The organism is Micromonospora sp. WMMD723 (genome assembly GCF_049863385.1).
Lineage (GTDB): Bacteria > Actinomycetota > Actinomycetes > Mycobacteriales > Micromonosporaceae > Micromonospora > Micromonospora wenchangensis.
Genome location: NZ_JBMKNR010000001.1, coordinates 5,374,820 through 5,398,855 on the forward strand (window position 1 = coordinate 5,374,820; position 24,036 = coordinate 5,398,855).

Genomic DNA, 24,036 nt, shown 5'->3' on the forward strand with positions numbered 1-24,036 from the left:
GACAGGAGAACCCGCCATGCCCGTCCGCCCCCTGCGGACCCTCGCCGTCGCCGCCGTGCTCGCCCTCGCCGGCTGCGCCACCGCCACCGCCCCGGCCGTCGAGGCCGCCGGGCAGCCCCGCCCCGGCGGCGCGCTCACCTGGGCTGTCGAGACCGAACCGATCACCCTCAACCCGCACCAGTACGCACAGGCCAAGGCCCGCCTGCTGGTCTGGAACAGCTTCGAGTCGCTGCTCACCTACGACGCGCAGGGCCGGCCCGTGCCCTGGCTGGCCACCGGCTGGCAGACCACCCCCGACGGCCTGACCTACACCCTCCCGCTGCGCGCCGGAGTGACCTTCACCGACGGCACCCCGTTCGACGCCGCCGCCGTCAAGGCCAACCTCGACAAACTCCGCGAGCCCGGGTACGCCCCGGCCGTCGCCGCCGTGCAACTGCGCCACCTCAGGGCCGTCGAGGTCGTCGACCCGCACACCGTACGGCTCACCCTGACCGCCCCCGACGTGCTCATCCTCGACTTCCTCGCCTCCCCGCAGGGCGCCCAGGTGTCCCCGAGATCGCTACGGGAGGCCAGGAACCTCAAGGCCGGGGGCGTCGACGTCGTCGGCACCGGACCGTTCGTACTCGACCGGTACGTCCCCGGTCAGGAACTGCACTACCGGCGCAACCCCGGATACGACTGGGCCCCACCCACCGCCACCCACACCGGCCCGGCCCACCTTGACGAGATCACCTACCGGTTCCTCAGGGAGTCCGCCGTCCGGATCGGCGCCCTCACCGCCAACCAGGTGCAGCTCATCGAGGGCGTGCCCGCCACCGACCAACCGTCGATCACCGGCAACCCCCGGCTGCGCCTGACCCGGGAGCTGAACTCCGGCTCCGCCTACACGTACTACCTCAACGTCTCCCACGTCCCCTTCGACGACCTGCGGGTCCGGCAGGCGTTCCGGGAAGCCCTCGACGTCGACACCGTGCTGGCCTCGGTCTACCGCGACACCGCGACCCGGGCGTGGAGCGTGGTCAGCCCGTCCAGCCCGCTCTACGACAAGCGGCTCGAGGGCAGCTACGGCGGTGACACCGCCGAGGCCAACCGCCTGCTCGACCAGGCCGGCTGGACCGGCCGCGACGCCGACGGCTACCGCACCCGCGACGGCCGGCGGCTCACCGTACGGCTGGTGCAGTCCGCCCCGTACGTGCGGGACCGCCGCGACGTGCTCGCCCAGGCAGTGCAGGCGGCGGTGAAACAGAGCGCCGGCATCGACCTGAAGGTCTCCGTGGTCGACCAGGGCACCGCCCAGCAGGCGTTCGACCGCAACGAGTACGAGGTCTTCGACAACTCCCGCGCCGACACCGACGCCGGGGCGGCGCTGAACCTGCTGCTGCACTCCGGAGGCGGCATCAACCGCACCCGCGTCGCCGATCCGCAGCTCGACCGGCTCCTGGCGGCCGGGCAGGCCGCCACCGACCCCGCCCGGCGGGCCGAGAGCTACGCCGCACTGCAACAGCGGGTCGTGACCACCCAGGCGCTGGCCCTGCCGCTCTACGCCCCGGCCGACCAGATCGCCGCCAGCACCGCCGTCGGCGGGGTGCGGTTCGAGCCCACCGCCGGGGTGCCGGCCAGCGCCTACGACCTGTGGATCGCGCGGTGAGCCTGCTGCGGGCGGTGGCCCGTCGGGTCGCCGCCGGACTCGTGGTGCTGTGGACCGCCGCCACCGCGGCCTACCTGGCGCTGCTGGCCGCGCCCGGGAACACCGTGGACAGTATCGTCGGCGACGGCGCGGACACCCCGCAGATCCGCGCCCAGATCATCGCCGAGTGGGGCCTGGACCGGCCGCCGGTCGTGCAGTACCTCGACTACCTGTGGCGGCTGGCCGGGGGTGACCTGGGCCGCTCCTACCTGCTGCAACGCCCGGTCGCCGAGGTGATCGGCGAGCAGCTCGCCCCCACCGCGACGCTCGCCGTCGCCGCCGCCGGACTCGGGGTGCTGCTGGCCGTGGTGGTGGCGGTCGGCACCGCCGGCCGTCGTCGCCGGTGGCCGCGCCGGATCAGCTCCGCAGCCGAGCTGCTGCTGGTCTCGACCCCGCCGTTCCTGATCGGCATCGTGCTGCTCAGCGTGCTCTCCTTCCGGTACGGGCTGTTCCCCGTCGCCGGCGACCGGGGGTCCGCCGCCCTGGTGCTGCCGGCGGTCACCCTCGCCCTGCCCATCGCCGGCCTGCTCGCCCAAGTGCTGCGCGACGGCCTGGACCGGGCGCTGGACGAGCCGTTCGTGCTGACCGCCCGGGCCCGGGGCGTACGCGAGCGGGCGGTGCTGTTGCGCCACGCCCTGCGGCACGCGCTGCTGCCGGCGGTCACCCTCGCCGGTTGGCTGTTCGGCATCCTGCTCGGCGGCGCGGTCATCGTCGAGCAGGTGTTCGGCCGCCCCGGCCTCGGCCAGGTCACCCTGAGCGCGGTGACCAGCAAGGACATGCCGGTGGTGCTGGCCGTGGTGACGCTCTCCGCCGCCGTGTACGTGGTGGTCAACACCGCCGCCGACCTGACCTACCTGCTCGTCGACCCGCGCCTGCGAAGGAGCTGACGATGACCGTCACCCTGGGGCCCACGCCCACCGCCGCCGCGGCGGTCCCGCTCGCCACCGACCCGCCCACCCCCGCCCGCCCACGCCGCAGCCGGCCGCGCCCCGGCCTGCTCGCCGCCGGGGCGTACCTGATCCTGCTGGTCGTCGCGGCGGTCCTCCCGGCGCTGCCGGCCCCCGGCGACCCGCTCGCCGCCGACCCACGCGCCGTGCTCGCCGCACCCGACGCGGCGCACTGGTTCGGCACCGACCAGCTCGGCCGGGACGTGTGGACCCGGGTGGTGCACGGCGCGGGGCACTCGCTGACCATCGGCCTCGCCGCGACCGGGATCGCGGTCACCGGCGGGGTGCTGCTCGGGCTGCTCGCCGGACTGGCCCACCGGTTCGCCGACGAGACGCTCAGCCGCTCCTTCGACGCGTTGTCGGCGTTCCCGCTGCTGCTGTTGGCGTTGCTGCTCATCACGGTCACCGGCCCCGGCACCGCCAGCCTGGTCGTCGCCATCGGCGTCGCCACCCTCCCGCACCACGCCCGGGTGGTCCGCGGGCAGACCCTGCTGGTCCGCCGGGCCGGCTACGTCGAACAGGCGGTCAGCTTCGGCCTGTCCCGACCCCGGCTGGTGTGGCGGCACGTGCTGCCCAACGTGCTCGGCCCGGTGCCGGTGCTCGCCGTGATCGGGCTCGGCGAGGCGGTGCTGGCCGCCGCCGGGCTCAGCTTCCTCGGCCTCGGCCCGCAACCACCCGCGCCGGAGTGGGGCGCGATGCTGTCCGAGGGCCGCAACTACCTCCAGGTGGCCTGGTGGATGACGGTGCTGCCGGGTGCCGCGGTCACCGCGACGGTGGTCGCGCTGACCGTCGTCGGCCGGCACTGGCAGGCCCGCTTCGACGGGCGGCGTCCCTGATGGGCCCGCTGCTCGTCGTCGAGGACCTGCACGTCACCTTCGACACCCCGACCGGCCCGGTGGCGGCGGTCCGGGGCATCGACCTCACCGTCGGGGCCGGCGAGTGCGTCGCCCTCGTGGGGGAGTCCGGCTCGGGCAAGAGTGTCACCGCCCGCGCCCTGGTCGGTCTGGCCGGTGTCGACGCCCGCGTCCGCGCCGGCCGGCTCGACCTCGCCGGCCGGGACGTGCGGGGCTACCGACCACGGGACTGGCGGCGGGTGCGCGGCCGGCTCGCCGGGCTGGTGGCACAGGACGCGCTGGTCTCCCTCGACCCGCTGCGCACCGTCGGCGCGGAGATCGGCGAGGTGCTCGCCGCGCACGACATCGTCGGTTGGCGGGAACGCGCCGGCCGGGTCACCCACCTGCTCGACCAGGTGCACGTGCCCGAACCCGCCCGGCGGGCCCGACAGTACCCGCACCAGCTCTCCGGCGGGTTGCGGCAGCGGGCCCTGATCGCCTCGGCGATCGCCGGGGAACCCGTGCTGCTCGTCGCCGACGAACCGACCACCGCGCTGGACGTCACCGTGCAGGCGCAGATCCTGCGGCTGCTCGCCGAACGCCGGGCCACCGGGGTCGGGCTGCTGCTGATCAGCCATGACCTGGCGGTGGTCGCCCAGGTGGCCGACCGGGTCCTGGTGATGCGGGACGGCCGGATCGTCGAGGAAGGGCCGACCGGCCGGCTGTTGCAGGCGCCGCAGCACCCGTACACCAGGCAGTTGCTCGCGGCGGTGCCGTCGGCCTCGTCCCGGGGACGTCGGCTCAGCGAACCGGCCCGGGTCCGCGACGGCTGCGCGGTGCCGGCGCTGGCCCGGACCCCGCTGCCGGCGCGGCCCGCCACCAGCCCGGACGACACCGTGCTCGACGCGGTCGGCCTGACCCGACGGTACGGCCCGCACACCGTCGTGCGGGACGTCTCGTTCAGCGTGGCCCGGGGCGAGACGCTGGGGCTGGTCGGTGAGTCCGGCTCCGGCAAGAGCACCGTCGCCCGGCTCGTCGCCGGCCTGCTCGCCGCCGACGCCGGCACCGTCACCTTCGAGTCGACCCGGTGGTCCGGGGTGCCGGAGCGGGCCCGCCGCCCGCTGCGCCGCCGGCTGCAACTGATCTCCCAGGACCCGCTGGGCTCCTTCGACCCCCGGTACACCGTCGGCCGGCTCGTCGCCGAGAACCTCGACCCGGGGCCGGAGCGCACCGAGCGGGTGGTCGCCCTGCTGCGCCGGGTCGGCCTCGGCCCCGACCTGCTCGACCGGCACCCCCGGTCGCTGTCCGGTGGGCAACGGCAACGGGTCGCCATCGCCCGCGCCGTCGCCCCCCGACCCAGCCTGATCATCTGCGACGAACCCGTCTCCGCCCTCGACGTCTGCGTCCAGGCCCAGGTCCTGGACCTGCTGGCCGACCTGCGGGCCACCGACGGCACCGCCCTGCTGTTCATCTCCCACGACCTCGGTGTGGTGCACCACCTCGCCGACCGGGTGCTGGTGCTGCACGACGGCGCGGTGGTCGAGCAGGGCCCCGTCGGTGACGTCTTCAGCTATCCCCGACACGACCACACCCGGTCCCTGCTCGACGCGCTGCCCACGCTGGTCACCGCCGGCTGACCGAGGAGGAGAACCCATGCCCGAACCCACCCTGCACCTGGCCGTCGCCCTCGACGGCCTCGGCTGGCATCCCGCCGCCTGGCAGCTGTCCCACGCCGACCCGGCGGCACCGCTGTTCCCCCGCTGGTGGGCGGCGCTGGTCGGGCAGGCCGAACAGGCCGCCCTGGACCTGGTCACCATCGAGGACTCGCTGGACCTCCAGTCGTCCCTGCCCGACGGGCCGGACGGCCGGGTCGACCAGCTCCGGGGTCGGCTCGACGCGCTGCTGGTCGCGGCCCGGATCGCCCCGCTGACCCGGCACATCGGGCTGGTTGCGACCACCAGCGTCACCCACACCGAGCCGTTCCACGTCTCGACCGCGGTGGCCACCCTCGACCACGTCAGCGGCGGCCGGGCCGGCTGGCGACCCCGGATCTCCGTCCGCCGCACCGAGGCCGGGCACTTCGGTCGGCGGGAACTGCCCCCGCTGGACCCGACCCGACCGGCCGAACCGCAGCGGGCACGACTCGTGGGTGACCTGTTCTCCGAGGCCGCCGACGCCGTCGAGGTGGTCCGCCGGCTCTGGGACAGCTGGCAGGACGACGCGGAGATCAGGGACGCCCCGACCGGGCGGTTCGTCGACCGGGACCGGCTGCACTACACCGACTTCACCGGCCGGTGGTTCTCGGTCAAGGGTCCGTCGATCGTGCCCCGGCCACCGCAGGGGCAGCCGGTGGTCGCCGTGCTGGCCCACGCGACGGTCCCGTACGAGTTCGCCGCCCGGCACGCCGACGTCGTCTTCGTCACCCCCACCGACGCCGCACACGCCGAGACCGTCGTCGCCGAGGTCCGGGCCGTGGAGGAGACCGTCGGCCGTGGCGGGCCACCCCTGCGCATCCTCGCCGACCTGCAGGTGCTGCTCGACGACACCCCGGCGGCGGCCCGACGGCGTCGGGACCGGCTGGACGAGCTGCACGGGACGGGGCACACCTGTGACGCGGCCACCTTCACCGGCAGCCCGGCGCAGCTCGCCGACCTGCTCGCCGCGTGGCGACGGGCCGGGGTGGACGGGTTCCGGCTGCGTCCCGCCGTGCTGCCCGACGACCTGACCACGATCACCCGGGCGGTGGTGCCCGCGCTGCGGGACCGGGGCCTGTTCCGCGCCGGCTACCCCGGTGGCACGCTGCGCGACCTGCTCGGCCTGCCCCGACCGGCCAACCGGTACGCCGTCGCGGGCCCCCGCTGACCCCCGGAGAGAACCCGATGCCCAAGCAGATCATCCTGGCCGCGCACTTCCCCGGCGTGAACAACACCACCGTGTGGAGCGACCCGGCCTCCGGCAGCCACATCGACTTCGCCTCCTTCGTCCACCTCGCCCGCACCGCCGAACGCGGACTGTTCGACTTCTTCTTCCTGGCCGAGGGGCTGCGGCTGCGGGAGCAGCGCGGCCGGATCCACGACCTGGACGTGGTGGGCCGGCCGGACACCCTCACCGTGCTGGCCGCGCTCGCCGCCGTCACCACCCACCTGGGGCTGGCCGGCACCCTGAACACCACCTTCCGGGAGCCGTACGAGCTGGCCCGGCAGCTGGCCACCCTGGACCACCTCAGCGCCGGACGGGCCGCCTGGAACGTGGTCACCACCTCCGACGCGTTCACCGGCGAGAACTTCCGCCGGGGCGGCTACCTCGACCGGTCGCTGCGCTACGAGCGGGCCGCCGAGTTCGTCCGGGTCGCCCGCCGGTTGTGGGAGTCGTGGCCGGCGGACGCCGTCGTCGGTGACCGTGCCACCGGCAGGTACGTCCGCGAGGCCGACCCGGGGGCCTTCGCCCACCACGGTGACCAGTTCGACATCGCCGGGCACTTCACCGTGCCGCGCAGCCCGCAACTGCACCCGGTGATCCTGCAGGCCGGCGACTCGCCCGAGGGCCGGGAGTTCGCCGCGTCCAGCGCCGACGCGATCTTCTCCCGACACGGCACCCTGGCCGAGGGGCGGGAGTTCTACCGGGACGTGAAGGCCCGGCTGGCCCGGTACGGCCGTACCCCGGACGACTTGAAGATCATTCCGGGGGTGACCTTCGTGCTCGGCGACACCGACGCCGAGGCCCGGGAACGCGCCCACCACATCCGCCGCCAGCAGGTCAGCCCGCAGACCGCGACCCTGCTGCTGGAACAGCTGTGGAACCGGGACCTGTCCGGGTACGACCCGGACGGCCCGCTGCCGGCCGAGGACCCGGCCACCGACGCCGCCGCGGTCAGCCGGGGCCGGGCCGGCATGTACCCGGACCCGGTCGGCACCGCCCGGCGCTGGCGGGCGCTGGCGCAGGAGAAGCGGCTCGGCATCCGCGATCTGATCATCGAGGTCACCGGCCGGCAGTCGTTCGTCGGCACCCCGCAGCGGGTCGCCGAGCAGATGGACCACTTCGTGCAGTCCGACGCCGCCGACGGGTTCATCCTGGTGCCGCACCTGACCCCGGGCGGGCTCGACGAGTTCGTCGACCGGGTCGTCCCGCTGCTGCAGGAACGCGGCGTGTTCCGCACCGGGTACACCGGCACCACCCTGCGGGAGCACCTCGGCCTGCGGGCCGCCCGCCCGGTCACCCCGGTCGGTGCGGCATGACCGGCCCGCGCGCGTCGACGCCGGTCACCGTCTGCCGGCTGCGCCCCGACGACCCGGACGCGGTGACCCTGCGGGCCGCGATGACCGGGGAACTGCGCCAGCGGTACGCCGACCGCCCGCACGACCCGATCCACCTGCCCCCGGCACGGGTGTTCGCGCCGGGCTCGGTGGCCTGGACGGGGGTGGCCTACACCGCCGACGCCACCCCGGTCGGGCACGCCGCGTTGCGCTGGCACGGCTGCGACCTGGAACTCAAACGGATGTACGTGGTGCCCGCCCACCGGGGCAGGGGCGTCGCCGAGCTGCTCCTGGACGCCGCCCGGGAGGCCGCCGGGCAGCTCGGCGTGGGTCGGATCGTCCTGCAGACCGGCGACCGGCAGCCCGACGCGGTCCGCCGCTACGAGCGCGCCGGCTACCGGCCGATCGCGGTCTTCCCGCCGTACGACGCGTTGCCCTACTCCCGGTGCTTCGCGCTGGTGATCCGGCCCGGCACCCGAGGCAAGGCCCCGGTTCCGGCATGAAGGTCCTGCTGGTCACGCTGATCACCCACCTGCCCGACCCGGTCACCGGGCGACGGCGGAGCACCACCGGACGGTTCCGGGAGGTGGTCGACACCGCCGTGCTCGCCGAGGAACTCGGTTTCGACGGCTTCGGCGTCGGCGAACGCCACGAACGCCCCTTCATCTCCTCCGCACCGCCTGTGGTACTCAGCCACATCGCGGCCCGGACCCGCACCATCCGGCTGTTCACCGCGGTCACCACGCTGAGCCTGCTCGACCCGGTCCGCGCCTACGAGGACTACGCCACCCTCGACCACCTCTCCGACGGCCGGCTGGAACTGATCATCGGCAAGGGCAACGGCGCCACCCAGGCCCGGCTCTTCGGCGTCACCGCCGAGGACCAGTGGGACCGCAGCCGGGAGGGCTACGAGCTGTTCCGCCGGCTCTGGCGGGAGGAGCGGGTCACCTGGTCGGGCCGGTACCGGCCGGCGTTGACCGAGGCCGAGACCTGGCCCCGCCCGTTGCAGGAGACCATCCGGATCTGGCACGGCAGCGCCACCAGCCGGGAGTCGGTCGACCTGGCCGCCCGCCACGGCGATCCGATCTTCTCCGCCAACGTCGTCAACCCGATCGAGCCGTACGCGGAGCTGGTCCGGTACTACCGGCAACGGTGGGCGCACCACGGCCACGACCCGGCGGACGCCCTCGTCGGGGCCGGCACCGCCGGCTTCTACGCCGCCCGCACCTCACAGGAGGCGGTCGAGACGTACCGGCCGATCTTCGACGCCCGGGTCGCCGCATCCCGCCAGCTCGGCGTGGAGCCGGTCTTCCCCACCATCGAGGACGCCGTGGCCCGCAGCTCCCTGCTGGTGGGCAGCCCCCAGCAGATCGTCGACAAGGTGCTGCGCCAGCACGGGCAGCTCGGCCACGAGGTGATGCACCTGCGGGCCGACCAGGACGGCCTGACCGCCGGGGCGCACCGGCGCAGCCTGGAGCTGTTCCAGGCCGAGGTGGCGCCGGTGCTGCGCCGGGAGATCCCCAGCCGTCCCTTCCGTCCGCCGGCGTCCGCCGCCGAACCGCGCTGAGTAGAAACGGGGTCACCCATGCCATCGACCGCGCTGTCCGTGCTCGACCTGTCCCCGGTGCCCGCCGGTGGCACCGTCGCCGACGCGCTGCGGCACACCGTCGATCTGGCCCGCCGGGTCGAGCAGTTCGGCTACCGCCGCTACTGGGTGGCCGAACACCACCTGGCCGCCGGGGTGGCCAGCGCCGCGCCGGCCGTGCTGATCGGACAGGTCGCCGCGGCCACCAGCGTGCTGCGGGTCGGCTCCGGCGCGCTGCTGGTGGGGCACCGGACCGCCCTGTCGGTGGTGGAGGAGTTCGGCACCCTCGCCACCCTGCACCCGGGCCGTATCGACCTCGGCATCGGTCGGTCCGGACCGCCCCGCGCCGACGCCACCCGGGAACCCGCCCCGCCGCCGGCCGGGACCCGGGTGGTCGACGGGCTGCTGATCCCCGCCCCGTTCTCCTACGCCCACCTCGCCGCCGCACCCCGATACGCCCTCACCACCGCGTTGCTGCACCAGGCCGGCGCGCGACCGCAGGCGTTCGCCGGGCAGCTCGACGACATCCTCGCGCTGCTGCGCGGCGACTACCGGGACGCCGACGGCCTCGACGCGCACGCCGTGCCGGGGGAGGGGGCTGACCTGCAGGTGTGGTTGCTGGGCAGCAGCGGCGGGGAGAGCGCACAGCTCGCCGGGGCACGGGGCCTGCCCTTCGCCGCCAACTACCACGTCAGCCCCGCGGCGGTGCTCGACGCGGTCGGCGCGTACCGGGCGGCGTTCCGGCCGTCGGCGACGCTGGCGGAGCCGTACCTGGTGGTCTCCGCCGACGTGGTCGTCGCCGACACCGACGCCGAGGCGCGTCGGCTGGCCACCCCGTACGGGCACTGGGTACGCAGCATCCGCAGCGGTGCGGGCGCGATCCCGTACCCGAGCCCCGAGCAGGCCGCCGCCCTGCCGTGGACCGACGCCGACCGGCAGCTCGTCGCCGACCGGGTGGACACCCGGTTCGTCGGCGCGCCGGAGACGGTCGCCGAGCGGCTGCGCACCCTGCGGGACGTCACCGGCGCCGACGAGCTGCTGGTCACCACGATCACCCACGACCACGCCGACCGGGTGCGGTCCTACCAGCTGCTGGCGAAGGAGTGGGCCCAGTCCGGCGACGCCGGCCGGGCCCGGTAGCGGGCGGCCCGCCCACCCCGGCCCGGCCGGCGGCACGGATCGGGGGTGTCCGGGTCGGGGTGGCACGTCACGACGTCGTGCGCGGCGACGGGCGTCGGGTTCGTCCACCGCTGCGGCTTTCCCCGAGGTCGGGCTATATTGACGCAAGTCACTCACTGCTCTGGAGGTGCCTGACGTGAGAGTCCGTTCGATGGCGGCGGCGGCGGTCGTGGCGGGGCTGGCGGCCACCGGCGTCGGCACCGCCACGCTCGCCGGGGCCGCACCGGCCGACCCGGCGCCGGCCGCCACGACCCTGGCCGTCGGCGACTTCGACTTCACCCGCCCCCAGGTGGTCGCCACCGGCCTGACCGTGCCCTGGGGAATGGACTTCCTGCCCGACGGCAGCGCCCTGACCGCGCTGCGCAACTCCGGCCAGGTGGTACGGGTCCGTCCCGGGCAGGCGCCGGAGCAGGTGGCGCAGGTCTCCGGCGTGAACGCCAGCGGTGAGGGCGGCCTGCTCGGCCTCGCGGTCTCCCCGGGGTACGCCCAGGACGGCTACGTCTACGTCTACCTCACCACCACCACCGACAACCGGATCGTCCGGTTCCGGCTCAGCGCCCCGCAGAACCAGGAGCCGATCCTCACCGGCCTGGCCCGCTCCACCATCCACAACGGCGGACGGATCGCCTTCGGCCCGGACGGGATGCTCTACGCCGGGGTCGGTGACGCGGGGCAGACCGCCAACGCGCAGAACCCGCAGAGCCGCAACGGCAAGATCCTCCGGATGCGGCCGGACGGGTCCGCGCCGGCGGACAACCCGACGGCCGGCTCCCTGGTCTACAGCCTCGGGCACCGCAACGTGCAGGGCCTGACCTGGGACGCCCAGGGTCGGCTCTACGCCGCCGAGTTCGGGCAGAACACCTGGGACGAGGTCAACCTCATCGTGGCCGGCGGCAACTACGGCTGGCCCACGGTCGAGGGCCGGGCCAACGACCCCCGGTTCCGGGACCCGCTGCTGGTCTGGACGACCGCCGAGGCGTCCCCGAGTGGCGCGGCGGTCGCCGGCAACAGGCTCTTCGTCGCCGCCCTGCGCGGCACCCGGCTGTGGACCGTGCCGCTCACCGGCACCGGCGGGGTCGGCACCCCGACCGCCGAGCTGACCGGCGCCTACGGCCGCCTGCGCACCGTCGAGTACGGGCCGGACGGCTGGCTCTGGGTCACCACCAGCAACCGGGACGGGCGCGGCACCCCGGCGTCGACCGACGACCGCATCCTGCGCTTCCCGCCGAAGGACACCACCCCGCCCCCCACCACCCAGCCACCCACCACCCCGCCCCCGACGACGCCCCCACCCACCACGCCCCCACCCACGACGCCCCCGGCCACCACGCCCCCGCCCACGACGCCGGGCACCCCGCCGCCCGTCTCCTGCCGGGTCGTCTGGCAGCCCAACCAGTGGACCGGCGGGTTCACCGCCGAGGTGTCCATCACCAACCTGGGCTTCCCGGTCACCAGCTGGACGTTGACCTGGTCCTTCGCCGCCGACCAGCGGATCACCAACGCCTGGAACGCGCAGGTCACCCAGTCCGGTTCCGCAGTCACCGCCCGTAACGCCGCCTGGAACGGCAGCGTGCCGCAGAGCGGCACGGTCAGCTTCGGCGTCCAGGGCACCTCCGGCGCGAGCAACCCACGCCCGGCCGCGTTCCAGTTCAACGGGGGAGTCTGCCTGGTCCAGTGAGCCACGACGGGGCCGGTCCGGGGAACCCCGGACCGGCCGCCTCCGCCGTGCCACCCGGCCCGTCCGGGCGACGCGGTCGCGTCGTCGCCGACCTACCGGCGTCGGTCGAACCGGGGCAATGTGCCGGATTCGCCGACGCCGGCCGTCGTTCCGGTGGAGCCTGCGAGAGACGCGATCGCGCACGGCACGGCGGAACGGGGTGGTCGTGAATCGAAGGTTCGTCGGGCTGCTGCTGGTGACCAGCCTGGTGCCGATGATCGAGGCCACCGTGCTGGTCGCCCTCGGATTCCGGGCCGCCCAGGGCATCCCACCGCAGCTCACCGCCCTGTGGCCGTACGACACCTACCACGACCTGCGGTGGCTCTACGTCTACCACCGGTCGTGGTGGGAGTTCGCGCTCTGGCTGACCTACGTGCTGGTCGCCCGGGGCCTGTTCACCACCGGCCTGGTGCTGCTGGCCTGGCCGGTCGGGGTGCCCCGCCCGTCACTGGGCTGGCTGCTGCGCCGCAACGTCGTGCTCGGCGTGCTGGTCGGCGGGTTCGTCGCACCCTGGGCGGCGATCTCGGTGGCGGCGTCGGTGGTCGCCCTGTCCTGGGTGCTGCTGGCGTCGCTGCTGCCGATGTTCCTGCTCGCGCCGTTCCTGCAACGGGTGGCCGTGGTGGAGCACTGGTGGCGGGGGCTGCCGTCGATCTCGCTGGTCGGTTGGTCACTGCTGAACTTCGTGGTGCTGACCGTGGCCGGCGCGCTGTGCTGGGTGACGCCCGGCTGGTGGACGGTGCCCGTGGCCGGGGTGGCGGGGGCGCTCAACGGGGTGCTGTGGAACCGGACCGTACGGGCGGCGCTACTGCCCTCACGGGTGCGCTGGGCCCGGGTGCCGGTGACCCCGCTGGCGGCGCTGCTGGCCGTCGCCGTGCCGCTGGTCATCCCGCCGGTCACCGAGCTGGCCCCGGGCAACGAGCAGTGGATCAGGGCGGCGGTGCTGGAACGACCGCTGCCCGCCGCGGTCACCCACGCGGTGATCGTGCTCACCGGCTACGGCTCGGCCTACGGCGGCGAGCAGCCGTCCGACCCCCGGGTGCAGCGCTTCTCCTACCGGGGTCTCGACCCCGACGGGAGGCCGCTGCCGTACCGGTCGGCGGACACCACCCGGTCGATGGCGGACAGCGTGGCGCTGCTCACCAGGCAGGTGGAGCAGCTGCACCGGCGCACCGGGCGGCGGGTGGCGCTGATCGGGGAGAGCGAGGGGGCGATGGTGGCCCGCACCTATCTGGCCCGGCGGCACGACCCGACGGTCGACATCCTCGTCATGTTCAGCCCGCTGATCTACGCCGGCCGGGCCTACTACCCGCCCCCGCACCACGATGAGGGGTGGGGGGTGGTCACCGGCTGGCAACTGCGGGCCATCTTCGGGCTCGCCGACGTCGGCGGCGGCCCGGACGAGCCGTTCATCCGGTCGCTGCTCGACGACGCGCCGTTCTACCGCAACCAGCTGATGTGCCCCGTACCCGGGGTCCGGATGGTCGCCTTCCTGCCCACCGCCACGGCCACCGAGGCGCCACCGGGGGAGTACAGCCGGATTCCGGTCTACCAGATCCCCGGCGTGCACGGTGGCCTGCTGGACCGCAGGCTGCTCCAGGACCGGTTGATCGACTTCCTGACCGGCAAGCCGATCGCCCACACCCGGGCCGAGTACCCACTGATGCAGAGCTTCGCCGCCGCCTGGCAGGCGCCGCCGCTGCTGATCGCGGCGAACCCGGCCTGGGCGGGCAACCGGCAACCCGACCCGGCGTTCACCGGGAAGGTCTGCCTGCCGGCCCGCTGAGCGCCCGGCCGCCGTCACCCGCCGAGCAGCTGGACGACGACCAGCACGGCGACCAGGTCCGGGCCGCGCAGCACCTGACGGACCAGGTCCACGGGCACCATCGCGAACGGGGTGCTGACCATCGCCCCGCCGTACCGCATGGGTGGGCGGGTGCCGGCCCAGAAGGCGGCCGTCACGACCCCGAGCAGCAGCACCGCGTCGAGCGGTACGGGCACCGGCCGCAGCGCCGGCAGGGTGGCCAGATACCACACGGTGGCGCCGACGCCCGGCACGACGAGGTGCGTCAGCCGCAGCAGGGTGTCGTTGCCGCCCAGGGACCGCCGCAGGCCCGCCGACCGGCTCACCGCGCGCAGCCCGCCGGTGAGCCGACCGGTCGACAGGTACGCCAGGACCAGGTGCGCGGGACCCGCGACCGACGGCAGCGCCACCGCGACGGCGTACATGGCCAGCAGCGCCCCGGCCCAGCCGGCGAGGGCGCCCCGGCGGCGCGACATCCGGCGTACCTCCGCCTGCAGCAGCACCGCGAACCGGCCGCCGGCCCGCAACGGTCGGCGGCGTACCAGGCCGACCGCGCGCCACCGGCGGCTCTCCACCAGCGCGGCGAGCAGCGACGGGTCCAGCAGCACGGCGGCGGTGGTGGCGGCGTTGGCGAACTGCGCCCCCGTGGTCAGCGCCGCCCGGTCGACCCGGGGCAGCCGCCGGTACGCGTCGACGGTCGACGCCAGCGCCACCGGCAGCAGCACCAGGGCGACGACGGGGGTCAGCGGCACCGGCGGCAGCGGGAGGGACCACCCGGTGGCGTGCCCGAGCACCACCAGCACCGCGATCGTCGCCCCGGCGGCGGACAGGCCGACGCCGAGCCGGCCCGCCCAGCGGGGCGTGGGGGCCGTGCCCTGGGCGACCACGGCCCAGGCGGTCGCGGCGGCCCCGCAGGCGAGGCCGGCCGACGCCGCCCAGCCCAGGTCGGCGGGGCGGTCACGTCCACCGGCGTACGCGGCTGCCACCGCCAGCAGCCCGACACCGACGGTGCCGCCGCCGACCAGGCCGCCGAACCGGGGGAGTAGCCACGCCCGGCGGTCCACCGGGGAGCTGACCAGCCAGGTCTGGGCCGCCGGGGTGACCAGCAGCGGCCCGGTCAGCCGCAGGCCCCACCAGACGAGCCCGGCCGCCGCCGTCACGGCGGCCACGGCGATCCAGTACCTGTCACCCGGCTCGGTCCGGGTGACCTGCGGGGCCGCCAGGTGGTCGCGGATCGCGGCGACGGCGAACCAGCCGTACAGGGCGACGAACAGGACCACGACGTAGGCGTCGGTGAGCACCTCGCCCAGCGAACCGGGATGGTGGCGGCGGCGGGCCCGTCGCAGCCGGGCCCGCAGCTGCCGCGGGGTGGGCCCGACCACCGGTGGTGGGGAGGTCCTGGTCGACGTCACCTCAGCCGCCGATCTCGATCCGCCGGTCGGCGACCGCGTCGATCAGTTCGGTGTCGTGCGACGCCATCAGCACCGCGGTGCCGGCCGCCTTCTCCCGCAGCAGCCGCTGCGCCAGCCAGGCCCGGCCCCGGACGTCGAGGCGCTGCTCCGGCTCGTCGAGGACGAGCAACCGGCGCGGCCGCACGAAGCAGGAGGCGAGGGCGAGGCGGCGACGCTGCCCGCTGGACAGCGTCGCCGGAAGCTGGTCGCGGGCCGGTTCGAGAGTCAGCTCGGCGAGGACCTCCGCGACGGGTCCGGCGGTGCCGCCGTGGGCGTAGGCGAGCAGTTCGAGGTGTTCCGCGACGGACAGGTCGGGAAAGAAGTCGATGTCGTCGAGGGCGGCGGCGACCGCCGCGCGGACCCGGGGGTCGGTCTCGTCGCAGCGCCGGCCGTCGAGCAGGACCTCGCCCTCGTCCGGCCGGTCCGCCCCGACGACGCAGCGCAGCAGGGTGGTCTTGCCGGAGCCGTTGGGCCCGACGACGACGGCGACCTGACCCGCGTCGAGCTGGAAGCGCACGTCGTCGAGGACGACCAGCGCGCCGAACCGGCGGGTCAGCCCGCGTACGGCAAGGGTGCTCACGACCGCTTACTGTCGCACGCGGGCCGGTGCCCCTGCCGACCCGGCCCGCCGCGACGGTCAGCCCTTCACGGCGCCGATCAGCACGCCCTTGATGAAGTGCCGCTGGATGAACGGGTAGACCGCGACGATCGGGGCGACGGTGAGCACCACCACCGCCATCTTGATCGCCTCGGTCGGTGGCATGGACACCCCGGTGCTGCCGCCGGAGGTGTGCGGGGCCTGCCCGGCCAGCAGGTAGCTCTGCAGCACCCGCTGGATCGGGTACATGTCGTTGCGGTCGATGAACAGCAGCGCGTCGAACCAGACGTTCCAGTAGCTCACCGCGTAGAACAGCCCCACCACGGCGATCACCGCCCGGGACAGCGGCAGCACGATCCGCACCAGGGTACGGAAGTGGCTGGCCCCGTCGACCCGGGCGCTGTCCAGCAGCTCCTGCGGGATGCCCTGGAAGAAGCCCCGCACCACCACCAGGTTGAACACGCTGATCGCCGGCGGCAGGATCAGCGCCCAGATGGTGTCCTTGAGACCCAGCCCGGTCACCACCAGGTACTTCGGCACCAGCGGCGGGTAGACCAGGAACGGGATCAGGAAGTAGACCAGCAGCCAGCGGTAGCCCACCGAACGCGGCTGGGACAGCCCGTACGCGGCGAGCACGGTCACGGTCAACGCCAGCGCGCTGCCGATGACGGTGACCAGCGTGCTGATCCACAGCGCCCGGGTGACCGCCCCACCGGCGAAGATCGTCTCGTAGGCCGCGGTGTCGATGCCCCGGGGGACGACGACGATGCCACCGGCCTCGGCGAGGGTTTCCCGGGAGGACAGGCTGGTCACCAGGATCACCCAGAGCGGGAAGAGCACGCTGAGCACGAGCAGACCCAGGAAGGCGGCCTTGAGCCCTTGGCCGATCCGGGTCGGTGGCTCCTCCCAGACCGGCCGGCGGTCGCGCTCCGCGCGGGCCCTCGGTGCGACGGTCGTGGTCATTTCGAGTAGATCCCCCGTTCGCCGAGCAGGTGCGCGACCCGGTTGGCGGCCAGGATCAGGCCGAGCCCGATCGCGGCCTTGAACAGGCCGGCCGCCGCGCCGTAGCCGTAGTTCCCGGTGGCGATGGAGAAGTGGTAGACGAAGGTGTCGAGCACCTCGGCGGCCTGCCGGCCCACCGCGTCACGTTGCAGCAGGAACTGCTCGAAGCCGACCGAGAGCGCGTCGCCCAGCCGCAGGATGAGCAGCAGCACGATCACCGGGCGCAGGCCGGGCAGGGTGATGTGCCACAGCCGCCGCCACCGGCCGGCGCCGTCCGCCGCCGCCGCCTCGTAGAGGCTGGTGTCGATGGTGGACAGTGCGGCGAGGAAGACGATCGTGCCCCAGCCGACGTCCTTCCAGACCGCCTCGGCGGTGACCAGGATGATGAACGTGTCCGGGTTGGTCATCACGTTCCACGGCTGCATGCCGGCGTCGCGCATGGTCTGCGCGAGCAGGCCGGCGCCGCCGAGCATGGCGACGAAGAAGCTGACCACGAGCACCCAGCTGAAGAAGTGCGGCAGGTAGACGACGGTCTGCACGAAGCCGCGCCACCGGCTGGACAGCAGGTTGTGCAGCATGATCGCCAGGAAGATCGGCAGCGGGAAGAAGAAGACCAGCTGGAACGCGGTGATCGCCAGGGTGTTGCGCAGCGCGTCCCAGAACGCCGAGTCCTCGAACAACAGCTGGAACTGCCCGAAGCCGATCCAGTTGCTGTTCACGAACGCCTGCAACGGGTTGTCCCCCAGGTAGGGGTTGTAGTCCTGGAAGGCGATGACGTTGCCCAGGATCGGCAGGTAGCTGAAGACCAGCAGGACGAGGAACCCGGGCGTCACCATGACCAGCAGCTGCCAGTCCCGGGCGAGCCGGGTGCGCAACGGCACCCGGCGACCGCGGGCGGGACGGCGACTGCGGGCGGGACGGCGGCCGCGCCCCGCCCGGGTGGGCCCGTCGGGCCGGGTCCGCTCGGACCCGGCCGCGACGGTGGTGTCGCGAGTGGTCATCGCCCGGCCTTGGGCAGCGACTTGGCGAGCAGTTCCCGCGCTTCCTCGCCCCCGTTGGCCTTCCACTCCTGCACGATGGCGTCGATGTCGGACAGCGGCCGGCGGCCCCGCAGCATGTCGGTGATCTTGTCCTCGGCGGGCACCTGGTTGGCCTTGTACGCGGCCGGCATCTCCAGCTTCACCCCGTCCCAGGGGTCCTTCTCCAGGTACTTCACCATGGCGTTGGAGTAGTTCAGGAGGTCCGGCACGTAGTTCGGCGTCTCTGGGTACGGGCCGATGGTGGGGTTGCGACCGCTGATGAAGAAGTACTGGTTGGCGATCTCCTTGAACGCCAGGTCGGTCTTGACCGGCCCGTTCGGCGTGCTGGTGTGGTGCTTGCCCGCCACTCCGTAGTCACGCAGCTGCGCCTCCTGCGAGCCGAGCGGCGCGGAGCACCAGTTCATGATCCGCAGCAGTTCCTCGACCCGCTCCTTGCCGACGCCCTTCTTGACGAAGGTGAAGGAGATCGGCTCGTCGTCGCCCCAGACCAGAGGGTCGCCGCCGGTGGCCGAGAAGACCGGCACCGGCTGGATGTTCAGCTTGGGGTTGACCTTCTGGTGCTCGGCCTGGGCGCCCTGCCAGAAGCCCACGCCGTTGCGGGTGAAGACGATCGCGCCGTTCTTGGCGAACAGTTGGGCGCTGTCCGCGCCCTTGCTGGCGATGATCTCGGGGTGGACCAGACCGTCCTTGTAGATCTTGGCCATCACCTCGACGGCCTGCCGGTACTCCGGGGTCTCGTACTTGAACTCCGGGGTCCCGTCGGCCTTCAGCCGCCAGCCCTGCTTGGAGGCCGGCACCTTGTGGTACATCTGGATCATGTCGAAGACGTTGTCGAACGCCCACACCTTCTTGGCCGGGTCGGTGACCTGCTTGGCCACGGTGAGCAGGTCGTCGAGCGACGCCGGCACCGCCAGCCCGCGCGCGTCGAGCAGGTCCTTGCGGGTGAACAACGCCCAGGGGAACGGCCCGTCGGTCGGGTTGGGCACGGCCATCAGCCGCTCGTTCCACAGCGAGTTGCGCCAGGCGCCGGTGGGGAACGAGGCCAGCATCGGGTAGGCGTTGGCCGCGTCGCCCTTGAGGTGGTCGGTGAGGTCCTCGAAGAGCACCTTGATCGCCTCGGAGAAGCGCGGGATCTTGTCCACCTCCCAGGCCGGCACGCAGAGCAGCTCCGGGACGTCCCGCGCGCCGAGCATCGCGTTGAGTTTGTCGGCGTAGGTGTTGCCGTCTTGGATGGTGAAGTTGACCGGGGTGCCCAGCTCGGCGTTCACCGCCTGGAGGTAGGCACTCTGCGCCGCCCCGGGCGGGGCCGGACCCCACGCGGGGGTCATCGCGGTGACCTCCTTGCCGCTGGTGCCCGGCCGCTCGGTGATCGCGTCGACCAGCGAGGTCGGGTACTTCGTGTAGCCGTCGGGCACCGGGCGGGTGCCGATGATGTCGGGCTTGATGCTCTGGGCGAGGTCCTTGCGCGTCGGCAGCAGGTTGGCGTAGGAGTCCAGGTTCTGCGCGGCGCCGGAGCCGGCCGGCTTCTCGGAGCACCCGGCGAGCAGGGGGCCGCCGGCGATGGCGGCCGTGCCGAGGCCGACCAGGCCGAGGAAGTGGCGGCGCGAGGCCTTCGAGCCGGGTTGCTGGGGTGTCATCGGTCCCCCCTTGGAAAGGGCTGGTGGTGGATTCGCAGGTGGAGGTGGAGCTAGTTGGTCTGGATGTTAAACAAACTAATGGACGGCGGGAGATTCCGACAAGAGGCATCGACGCCCGCCGTGCCGACCGGCGACCGGCCGCCCGCGCCGGGCGACCGTCGCGCCGGACCGCCCCGGGCATCCCGTGCGGCCCCCGTACCGGCTGCGTAGGCTGCCCGGATGAGCGCACCGTCCCGCATCCTGGTCTACGGGGTGTACGGCGCGGGCAAGTCCACACTCGCCGCGCGGCTGGCCGACCGGCTGGGACTGCCCTGGCACCCCGTCGACGACCTGCTGTGGCTGCCCGGCTGGGTCGAGGTGCCGGTGGCCCAGCAACGCGACCGGATCACGCAGATCTGCCGGGGCGAACGGTGGATCATCGACGGGGCCTACCACGGATGGCGGGACGTACCGCTGGCCCGCGCCGACCTGGTCGTCGCCCTGGACTACCCGCGCTGGCGGTCCTTCGGGCGGTTGCTGCGCCGTACCGTCAGCCGGTTGGTGACCGGCGAGGTGATCTGCAACGGCAACCGGGAGACGCTCGGCAGCGTACTGTCCCGGGACTCGATCCTGGTCTGGCACGTCGGCGCGTTCGGCCGGGCCCGCCGCCGGATGCGGGCCTGGCAGGCCGATCCCACCGGACCACCCGTGCTGCGCTTCGACTCCCCGACGGAACTGGACCGCTGGGTGGCCGGCCTGCCCCGGCGGTGAGCGCGGCCCACCCGCGCCCCTGCCGGGGTCAGCCCTGCGGCGCGGGGCCGTTGTCGACGAACCGGAACACGGTGGTCAGCGGGGCGTCGCCCAGCTCCTCGAGGATCAGTCCGCGACGGCTGGAGTACTGCAGGTACGCCGAGTTGTTGCTGATGGCGTAGGTCCGCTGACCGCCCGCCGTGCCGTCGACGGCGATCGAGAACAGCTGCCGCGGCTCCGTCGGCGCGCACGGGGCCCCCGCCACGGTGAGCGGCTGGGAACCCGACGACCGGACCTGCCAGCAGGCCAGGTCGCCGTCGGCGTCCGGTTCGGCGGTGCGGACCAGGTAGGTGCCGGAACCCTGGGGCACGAAGACGAACAGCGACCGGCCCTCGTCACCGTCGACCTCGCCGAGGCGGCCGTCGTCGAGCAGGGACACCGCACCCTCCGCCGCTGCGGACCGGACCAGGGCGAACCGGCGCTGCCCGAGCCGCAACGGATCGGCGGACGCCGAACCCCGCGTCGTATCCGGTGTGGCACCCGTCGACCCGGACGTCGGCCCGCCGGTGGCCGGGGTACGCGGAGTCGGCCCGGTGGACGGGGTGGCCGTGGGCGGCGCCGACGTCGTGGCGGGCGGACCGACGGGCAGGGTGGCCTGCGGCGGCCCTGCCAGGCGGGCCACGGCGAAACCGGCCCCCAGCGCCCCCAGCACCACGACCCCCACCGCGGCCGTCGCGACGTGCCGCCGTCGACGCCTGCGGTCGCCCCGCCGACGGACCTCGGCGACCGTGGCGAGCCGAGCGGTCTGCCCGGCGTGCCGGGCCAGCCCCCGCAGGGCGTCGTCGAGCATGTCGTCAGACCCCATGGCCCCTCCCCGCCGTCGTCTGGTGTTCGTCCCCGCTCAGGTACCCGGCCAGGCCCCGGCGGCCCCGGGCCAGCCGGGTCTTGACGGTGTTCGGATTCGCCCGGGTCTCCACGGCGATCTCGGCCACGCTGAGGCCGACCAGGTGGTGCAGCACGATGGCCCGGCGCTGCTCGCTGGGAATGCGCCGCAACGCCTCGACCAGTACGACATGATCGACCGAGACCGGCTCGACCTGCTGGGCGACCGCCTCCCGGCGGTGGGCCCGCACCCGGTTCACCGTCTTGCGCCAGGCGCTCACCGCGATCCGGTACGCCACCTTGCGCACCCACGCCTCGGGGCTGTCGCACTCCCGCACCGTCGACCAGCGGCTCCAGGCACGGGCGTACGCCTCGGCCACCGCGTCCTCGGCGTCGGTACGGCTGCTGACCATCGCGTACACCTGCCCCAGCACCCGCTGGGCCGACGAGGCGTAGAACGCGTCGAACTCCTCGGCGTCACGCATCGATCACGCTCTCCACCCACCCGCTCGCCTCTGGTGCCGTCCCCGCCTGCGGACAGCCCGCCCGGCCCCGCCCGACCCTGTCACGCCCCGTTCCGGTCGGGTCGGCCGGGGCACGACCCCGACCGACCCGACCGGTCCACCGTCACCGACCGGCCGGTGCCGGCCCATTGTCGGTGAACCGGAAACTGCTCGTCGGCGGGGCGTCACCCAACTCCTCGAGGATGAGGCCGGAGCGCGCGGAGGTCCGCAGGAACGCCCCGGCGCTGCTGATCAGGTACGACGGCGTGCTGCCGGCCGCCGCGAAGATCTCGAACTGCTGGCGCGCGTCGTCGGTCCGGCAGGTGGCGGCCTGCACCACCAGCGGCTGGCTGTTGCCGGGATTATGCACCCGCCAGCACAGCGGGCCGGCACTGGTCCGGGCGTACGCCTTGATCAGGTACTTCCCACCGCCCAGCGGGGTCGGCACGAACAGTTGCCGCCCCTGGTCGTCGTCGACCTCGGCCAGCCGCCCGGAGTCGGTCAGCGACAGGCCGCCCTCGAACGAACCGACCCGGACGATCGTGTACTGCCGGGTGCCGGTGAACCCGCGCGGGGCGGAACTCTTCTGCGGCGGGGTGGCGGACAGCCCCACCGCCACGGCCGCCGGCTTGCGCTGCGGCTCGGCCGCAGGCGCGTCGGCACCGGGTCGCGCCTGGGCGCAGGCCGCCATCGTGCCGGCCAGGGCCAGCAACCCGACGCCCGCGAGCCATCGTTTCGTCGACATCGTCCGCTCCTTCTGGTGGGGGATCGCGGTCGGCGTACCGGCCCGGTGGTCGCCGCCGGCACCCGACTCACCCCTCAGGACGTCCGGAACCGTCCCCGGGTTTCACCACCCGCCACGATCTTTTTCGTCAGCGGCGACCGGACCGCAGCATCCCTCACCCGGCGGGAGTACCTTCGGCGGATGCCCGACCTGGTCGCCCCCACCGCCCGGCTGCGTGCCGCTTGGCAGGAAGCGCACGCGGAGTGGGGGCCGGGGCAGCACGAGGACGGTTTCGGACTGCACCCCTGCGACGACGTGGACTCGCCGGCCGGGTTCGCTGCGTGGCTGGCACGACTGACGCCGCCGTCGGACCGGACCGTGGCCCCCGACGACACCTACGCGTACCGCTGGATCGTCGAGCGGGAGCCGGGGCGGGTGCGGGTGCTCGGTGGGATCGCCCTGCGCCCCGACTGCGACGAGCAGGCACCCTGGGCCGGCCACCTCGGGTACGGCATCCGTCCCTCCGCCCGCCGCCGGGGGCTGGCCACCTGGGCGGTACGACGGATGATGGACGAGGCGCGGCTACTCGGTCGGGAACGGCTGCTGGTCGTCTGCGCTACCGACAACGTCGCCTCCGCACGGACGATCGAGCGGTGCGGCGGCCTCTTCGAAGGCATCGGGGACACCCGGTTCGGCCCCACCCGACGCTACCGGCTCCCGCTGCGCGGGTAGGACCTATTCACGACGGGCCGGACCGGTGACCGGGGATGGGCCGTGCCCGATCGGGGAGTTTGGGATGCTGGGCCGGTCCGGTTACCGACCCGAAGGGACCCTTCCGATGGCAAAGGTCATCTCCACGCTGTTCATCTCGGCCGACGGCGTGGCCGAGATCGACCCCGACTGGCACTTCCCGTACTTCGACGACAACATGGGGCGGGCCGTCAGCGCGGACTACGACGATGCCGACGTGCTGCTGTTCGGCCGGGAGACCTACGACAGCTTCGCCGGGGCGTGGCCCGACCGGGAGGCCGCCGGTGGCGACGACGCGCCCTTCGCCAAGCAGCTCGGCGACCTGCGCAAGGTGGTCGTCACGCGGCAGGCGAGGGAGCTGCCCTGGCGCAACTCCGAGGTGCTCGACGGCGACCTCGTCGACGTCGTCACCGCGCTGCGCGACGACCCCGGTGTCGGCGGCGTCCTCATCCCCGGTTCGATCTCCGTGGTGCAGCAGCTGCTCGCCGCCGGTCTCGTCGACGAACTGCGGCTGCTGGTGCACCCGGTGGCGGCGCGCAAGGGCCGCCGGCTGTTCGACGACGGGGACACCCCGTACCACCTGCGGGTGACCACGACCGAGGTGTACCCGACCGGGGTGATCCGGGTGATCTACGCGCCGGCCGACGCGCCGGCGGAGGCCGGCTACGACGACGCCAAGGAGCAGTTGGCCGCCGGGGAGTAGCCCGGAGTCGTCCCG

General features: G+C 73.9%; 22 protein-coding genes and 1 pseudogene. 15 read left to right on the forward strand and 8 right to left on the reverse strand.

All coding sequences use genetic code 11. The features are described from left to right. The first annotated feature begins 16 nt into the window (after window positions 1–16). The 12 genes and pseudogenes from ACN261_RS23330 (at window position 17) to ACN261_RS23385 (ending at window position 13,984) form a co-directional block, all read left to right on the forward strand. The gene (locus tag ACN261_RS23330; protein WP_425852123.1) at window positions 17–1,648 is read left to right on the forward strand and encodes an ABC transporter substrate-binding protein; all 1,632 of its coding nucleotides are present in this window, start codon (window positions 17–19) and stop codon (window positions 1,646–1,648) included. Next, window positions 1,645–2,574 carry an ABC transporter permease gene (locus ACN261_RS23335; RefSeq protein WP_421481789.1) on the forward strand — a complete coding sequence of 310 codons (930 nt, stop codon included), beginning with the start codon at window positions 1,645–1,647 and terminating at the stop codon, window positions 2,572–2,574. The genes ACN261_RS23330 and ACN261_RS23335 overlap by 4 nt, the downstream gene beginning before the upstream one ends. A 2-nt stretch (window positions 2,575–2,576) precedes the next feature. Beyond that, window positions 2,577–3,470 carry an ABC transporter permease gene (locus ACN261_RS23340; protein WP_421481791.1) on the forward strand — a complete coding sequence of 298 codons (894 nt, stop codon included), beginning with the start codon at window positions 2,577–2,579 and terminating at the stop codon, window positions 3,468–3,470. Further along, window positions 3,470–5,104 (forward strand): dipeptide ABC transporter ATP-binding protein, encoded by a 1,635-nt coding sequence (locus tag ACN261_RS23345; RefSeq protein ID WP_425852125.1) that lies wholly within the window; start codon window positions 3,470–3,472, stop codon window positions 5,102–5,104. The genes ACN261_RS23340 and ACN261_RS23345 overlap by 1 nt, the downstream gene beginning before the upstream one ends. 16 nt (window positions 5,105–5,120) lie before the next feature. After that, window positions 5,121–6,329 carry an LLM class flavin-dependent oxidoreductase gene (locus ACN261_RS23350; protein WP_421481794.1) on the forward strand — a complete coding sequence of 403 codons (1,209 nt, stop codon included), beginning with the start codon at window positions 5,121–5,123 and terminating at the stop codon, window positions 6,327–6,329. A gap of 17 nt (window positions 6,330–6,346) precedes the next feature. Further along, a complete protein-coding gene (locus ACN261_RS23355) occupies window positions 6,347–7,702 on the forward strand; it encodes an NtaA/DmoA family FMN-dependent monooxygenase (RefSeq protein ID WP_425852127.1) in 1,356 nt (451 codons plus the stop codon). Then, a complete protein-coding gene (locus tag ACN261_RS23360) occupies window positions 7,699–8,223 on the forward strand; it encodes a GNAT family N-acetyltransferase (RefSeq protein ID WP_425852129.1) in 525 nt (174 codons plus the stop codon). Before ACN261_RS23355 ends, ACN261_RS23360 begins: the two co-directional genes overlap by 4 nt. Next, window positions 8,220–9,287: an LLM class flavin-dependent oxidoreductase gene (locus ACN261_RS23365; RefSeq protein ID WP_425852131.1), complete on the forward strand. Its 1,068-nt coding sequence runs from the start codon at window positions 8,220–8,222 to the stop codon at window positions 9,285–9,287. The genes ACN261_RS23360 and ACN261_RS23365 overlap by 4 nt, the downstream gene beginning before the upstream one ends. An 18-nt stretch (window positions 9,288–9,305) precedes the next feature. Beyond that, window positions 9,306–10,445 carry an MsnO8 family LLM class oxidoreductase gene (locus ACN261_RS23370; protein WP_421481798.1) on the forward strand — a complete coding sequence of 380 codons (1,140 nt, stop codon included), beginning with the start codon at window positions 9,306–9,308 and terminating at the stop codon, window positions 10,443–10,445. Between the two features lie 190 nt (window positions 10,446–10,635). Further along, window positions 10,636–11,703: pseudogene (locus ACN261_RS23375) on the forward strand (PQQ-dependent sugar dehydrogenase); the annotation flags it as partial. Further along, window positions 11,698–12,162: a cellulose binding domain-containing protein gene (locus ACN261_RS23380; RefSeq protein ID WP_421486801.1), complete on the forward strand. Its 465-nt coding sequence runs from the start codon at window positions 11,698–11,700 to the stop codon at window positions 12,160–12,162. The pseudogene ACN261_RS23375 and the gene ACN261_RS23380, both read left to right, overlap by 6 nt. Before the next feature lie 118 nt (window positions 12,163–12,280). Beyond that, on the forward strand, window positions 12,281–13,984 hold the full coding sequence (locus ACN261_RS23385; protein WP_421481799.1) for a hypothetical protein: 1,704 nt from the start codon (window positions 12,281–12,283) through the stop codon (window positions 13,982–13,984). A gap of 14 nt (window positions 13,985–13,998) precedes the next feature. Here the strand turns inward: ACN261_RS23385 and ACN261_RS23390 are convergent, their stop codons facing one another. Genes ACN261_RS23390 through ACN261_RS23410 form a run of 5 tightly spaced genes read right to left on the reverse strand, consistent with a single transcriptional unit; the run spans window position 13,999 to window position 19,730 of the window. After that, complete coding sequence (locus tag ACN261_RS23390) at window positions 13,999–15,414, reverse strand: DUF6297 family protein (protein WP_421481800.1); 1,416 nt, start codon at window positions 15,412–15,414, stop codon at window positions 13,999–14,001. A 1-nt stretch (window position 15,415) separates the two neighbouring features. Further along, on the reverse strand, window positions 15,416–16,033 hold the full coding sequence (locus tag ACN261_RS23395) for an ABC transporter ATP-binding protein (protein WP_421481801.1): 618 nt from the start codon (window positions 16,031–16,033) through the stop codon (window positions 15,416–15,418). A gap of 57 nt (window positions 16,034–16,090) precedes the next feature. Further along, complete coding sequence (locus ACN261_RS23400) at window positions 16,091–17,014, reverse strand: carbohydrate ABC transporter permease (RefSeq protein ID WP_421481803.1); 924 nt, start codon at window positions 17,012–17,014, stop codon at window positions 16,091–16,093. Continuing rightward, entirely contained in the window at window positions 17,011–18,054 is a 1,044-nt protein-coding gene (locus ACN261_RS23405; RefSeq protein WP_421481804.1) for an ABC transporter permease, read from the reverse strand. The genes ACN261_RS23400 and ACN261_RS23405 overlap by 4 nt, the downstream gene beginning before the upstream one ends. After that, the gene (locus tag ACN261_RS23410) at window positions 18,051–19,730 is read right to left on the reverse strand and encodes an extracellular solute-binding protein (RefSeq protein WP_421481805.1); all 1,680 of its coding nucleotides are present in this window, start codon (window positions 19,728–19,730) and stop codon (window positions 18,051–18,053) included. The genes ACN261_RS23405 and ACN261_RS23410 overlap by 4 nt, the downstream gene beginning before the upstream one ends. Window positions 19,731–19,949: 219 nt before the next feature. Between ACN261_RS23410 and ACN261_RS23415 the strand changes: the two genes are divergently transcribed. Continuing rightward, a complete protein-coding gene (locus ACN261_RS23415; RefSeq protein ID WP_421481806.1) occupies window positions 19,950–20,480 on the forward strand; it encodes an adenylate kinase in 531 nt (176 codons plus the stop codon). Between the two features lie 28 nt (window positions 20,481–20,508). Here the strand turns inward: ACN261_RS23415 and ACN261_RS23420 are convergent, their stop codons facing one another. From ACN261_RS23420 to ACN261_RS23430, 3 genes are all read right to left on the reverse strand, one after another. Further along, a complete protein-coding gene (locus ACN261_RS23420; protein ID WP_425852134.1) occupies window positions 20,509–21,324 on the reverse strand; it encodes an RICIN domain-containing protein in 816 nt (271 codons plus the stop codon). Then, window positions 21,314–21,826: an RNA polymerase sigma factor gene (locus tag ACN261_RS23425; protein ID WP_425852135.1), complete on the reverse strand. Its 513-nt coding sequence runs from the start codon at window positions 21,824–21,826 to the stop codon at window positions 21,314–21,316. Before ACN261_RS23425 ends, ACN261_RS23420 begins: the two co-directional genes overlap by 11 nt. A 142-nt stretch (window positions 21,827–21,968) precedes the next feature. Beyond that, window positions 21,969–22,589 (reverse strand): hypothetical protein, encoded by a 621-nt coding sequence (locus ACN261_RS23430; RefSeq protein ID WP_425852136.1) that lies wholly within the window; start codon window positions 22,587–22,589, stop codon window positions 21,969–21,971. A 180-nt stretch (window positions 22,590–22,769) separates the two neighbouring features. Here ACN261_RS23430 and ACN261_RS23435 point away from each other — a divergent pair, with 180 nt between their 5' ends. Further along, a complete protein-coding gene (locus tag ACN261_RS23435; protein ID WP_425852138.1) occupies window positions 22,770–23,300 on the forward strand; it encodes a GNAT family N-acetyltransferase in 531 nt (176 codons plus the stop codon). A gap of 106 nt (window positions 23,301–23,406) precedes the next feature. Then, window positions 23,407–24,021 carry a dihydrofolate reductase family protein gene (locus ACN261_RS23440; protein WP_425852140.1) on the forward strand — a complete coding sequence of 205 codons (615 nt, stop codon included), beginning with the start codon at window positions 23,407–23,409 and terminating at the stop codon, window positions 24,019–24,021. The last annotated feature ends 15 nt before the right edge of the window (window positions 24,022–24,036 follow it).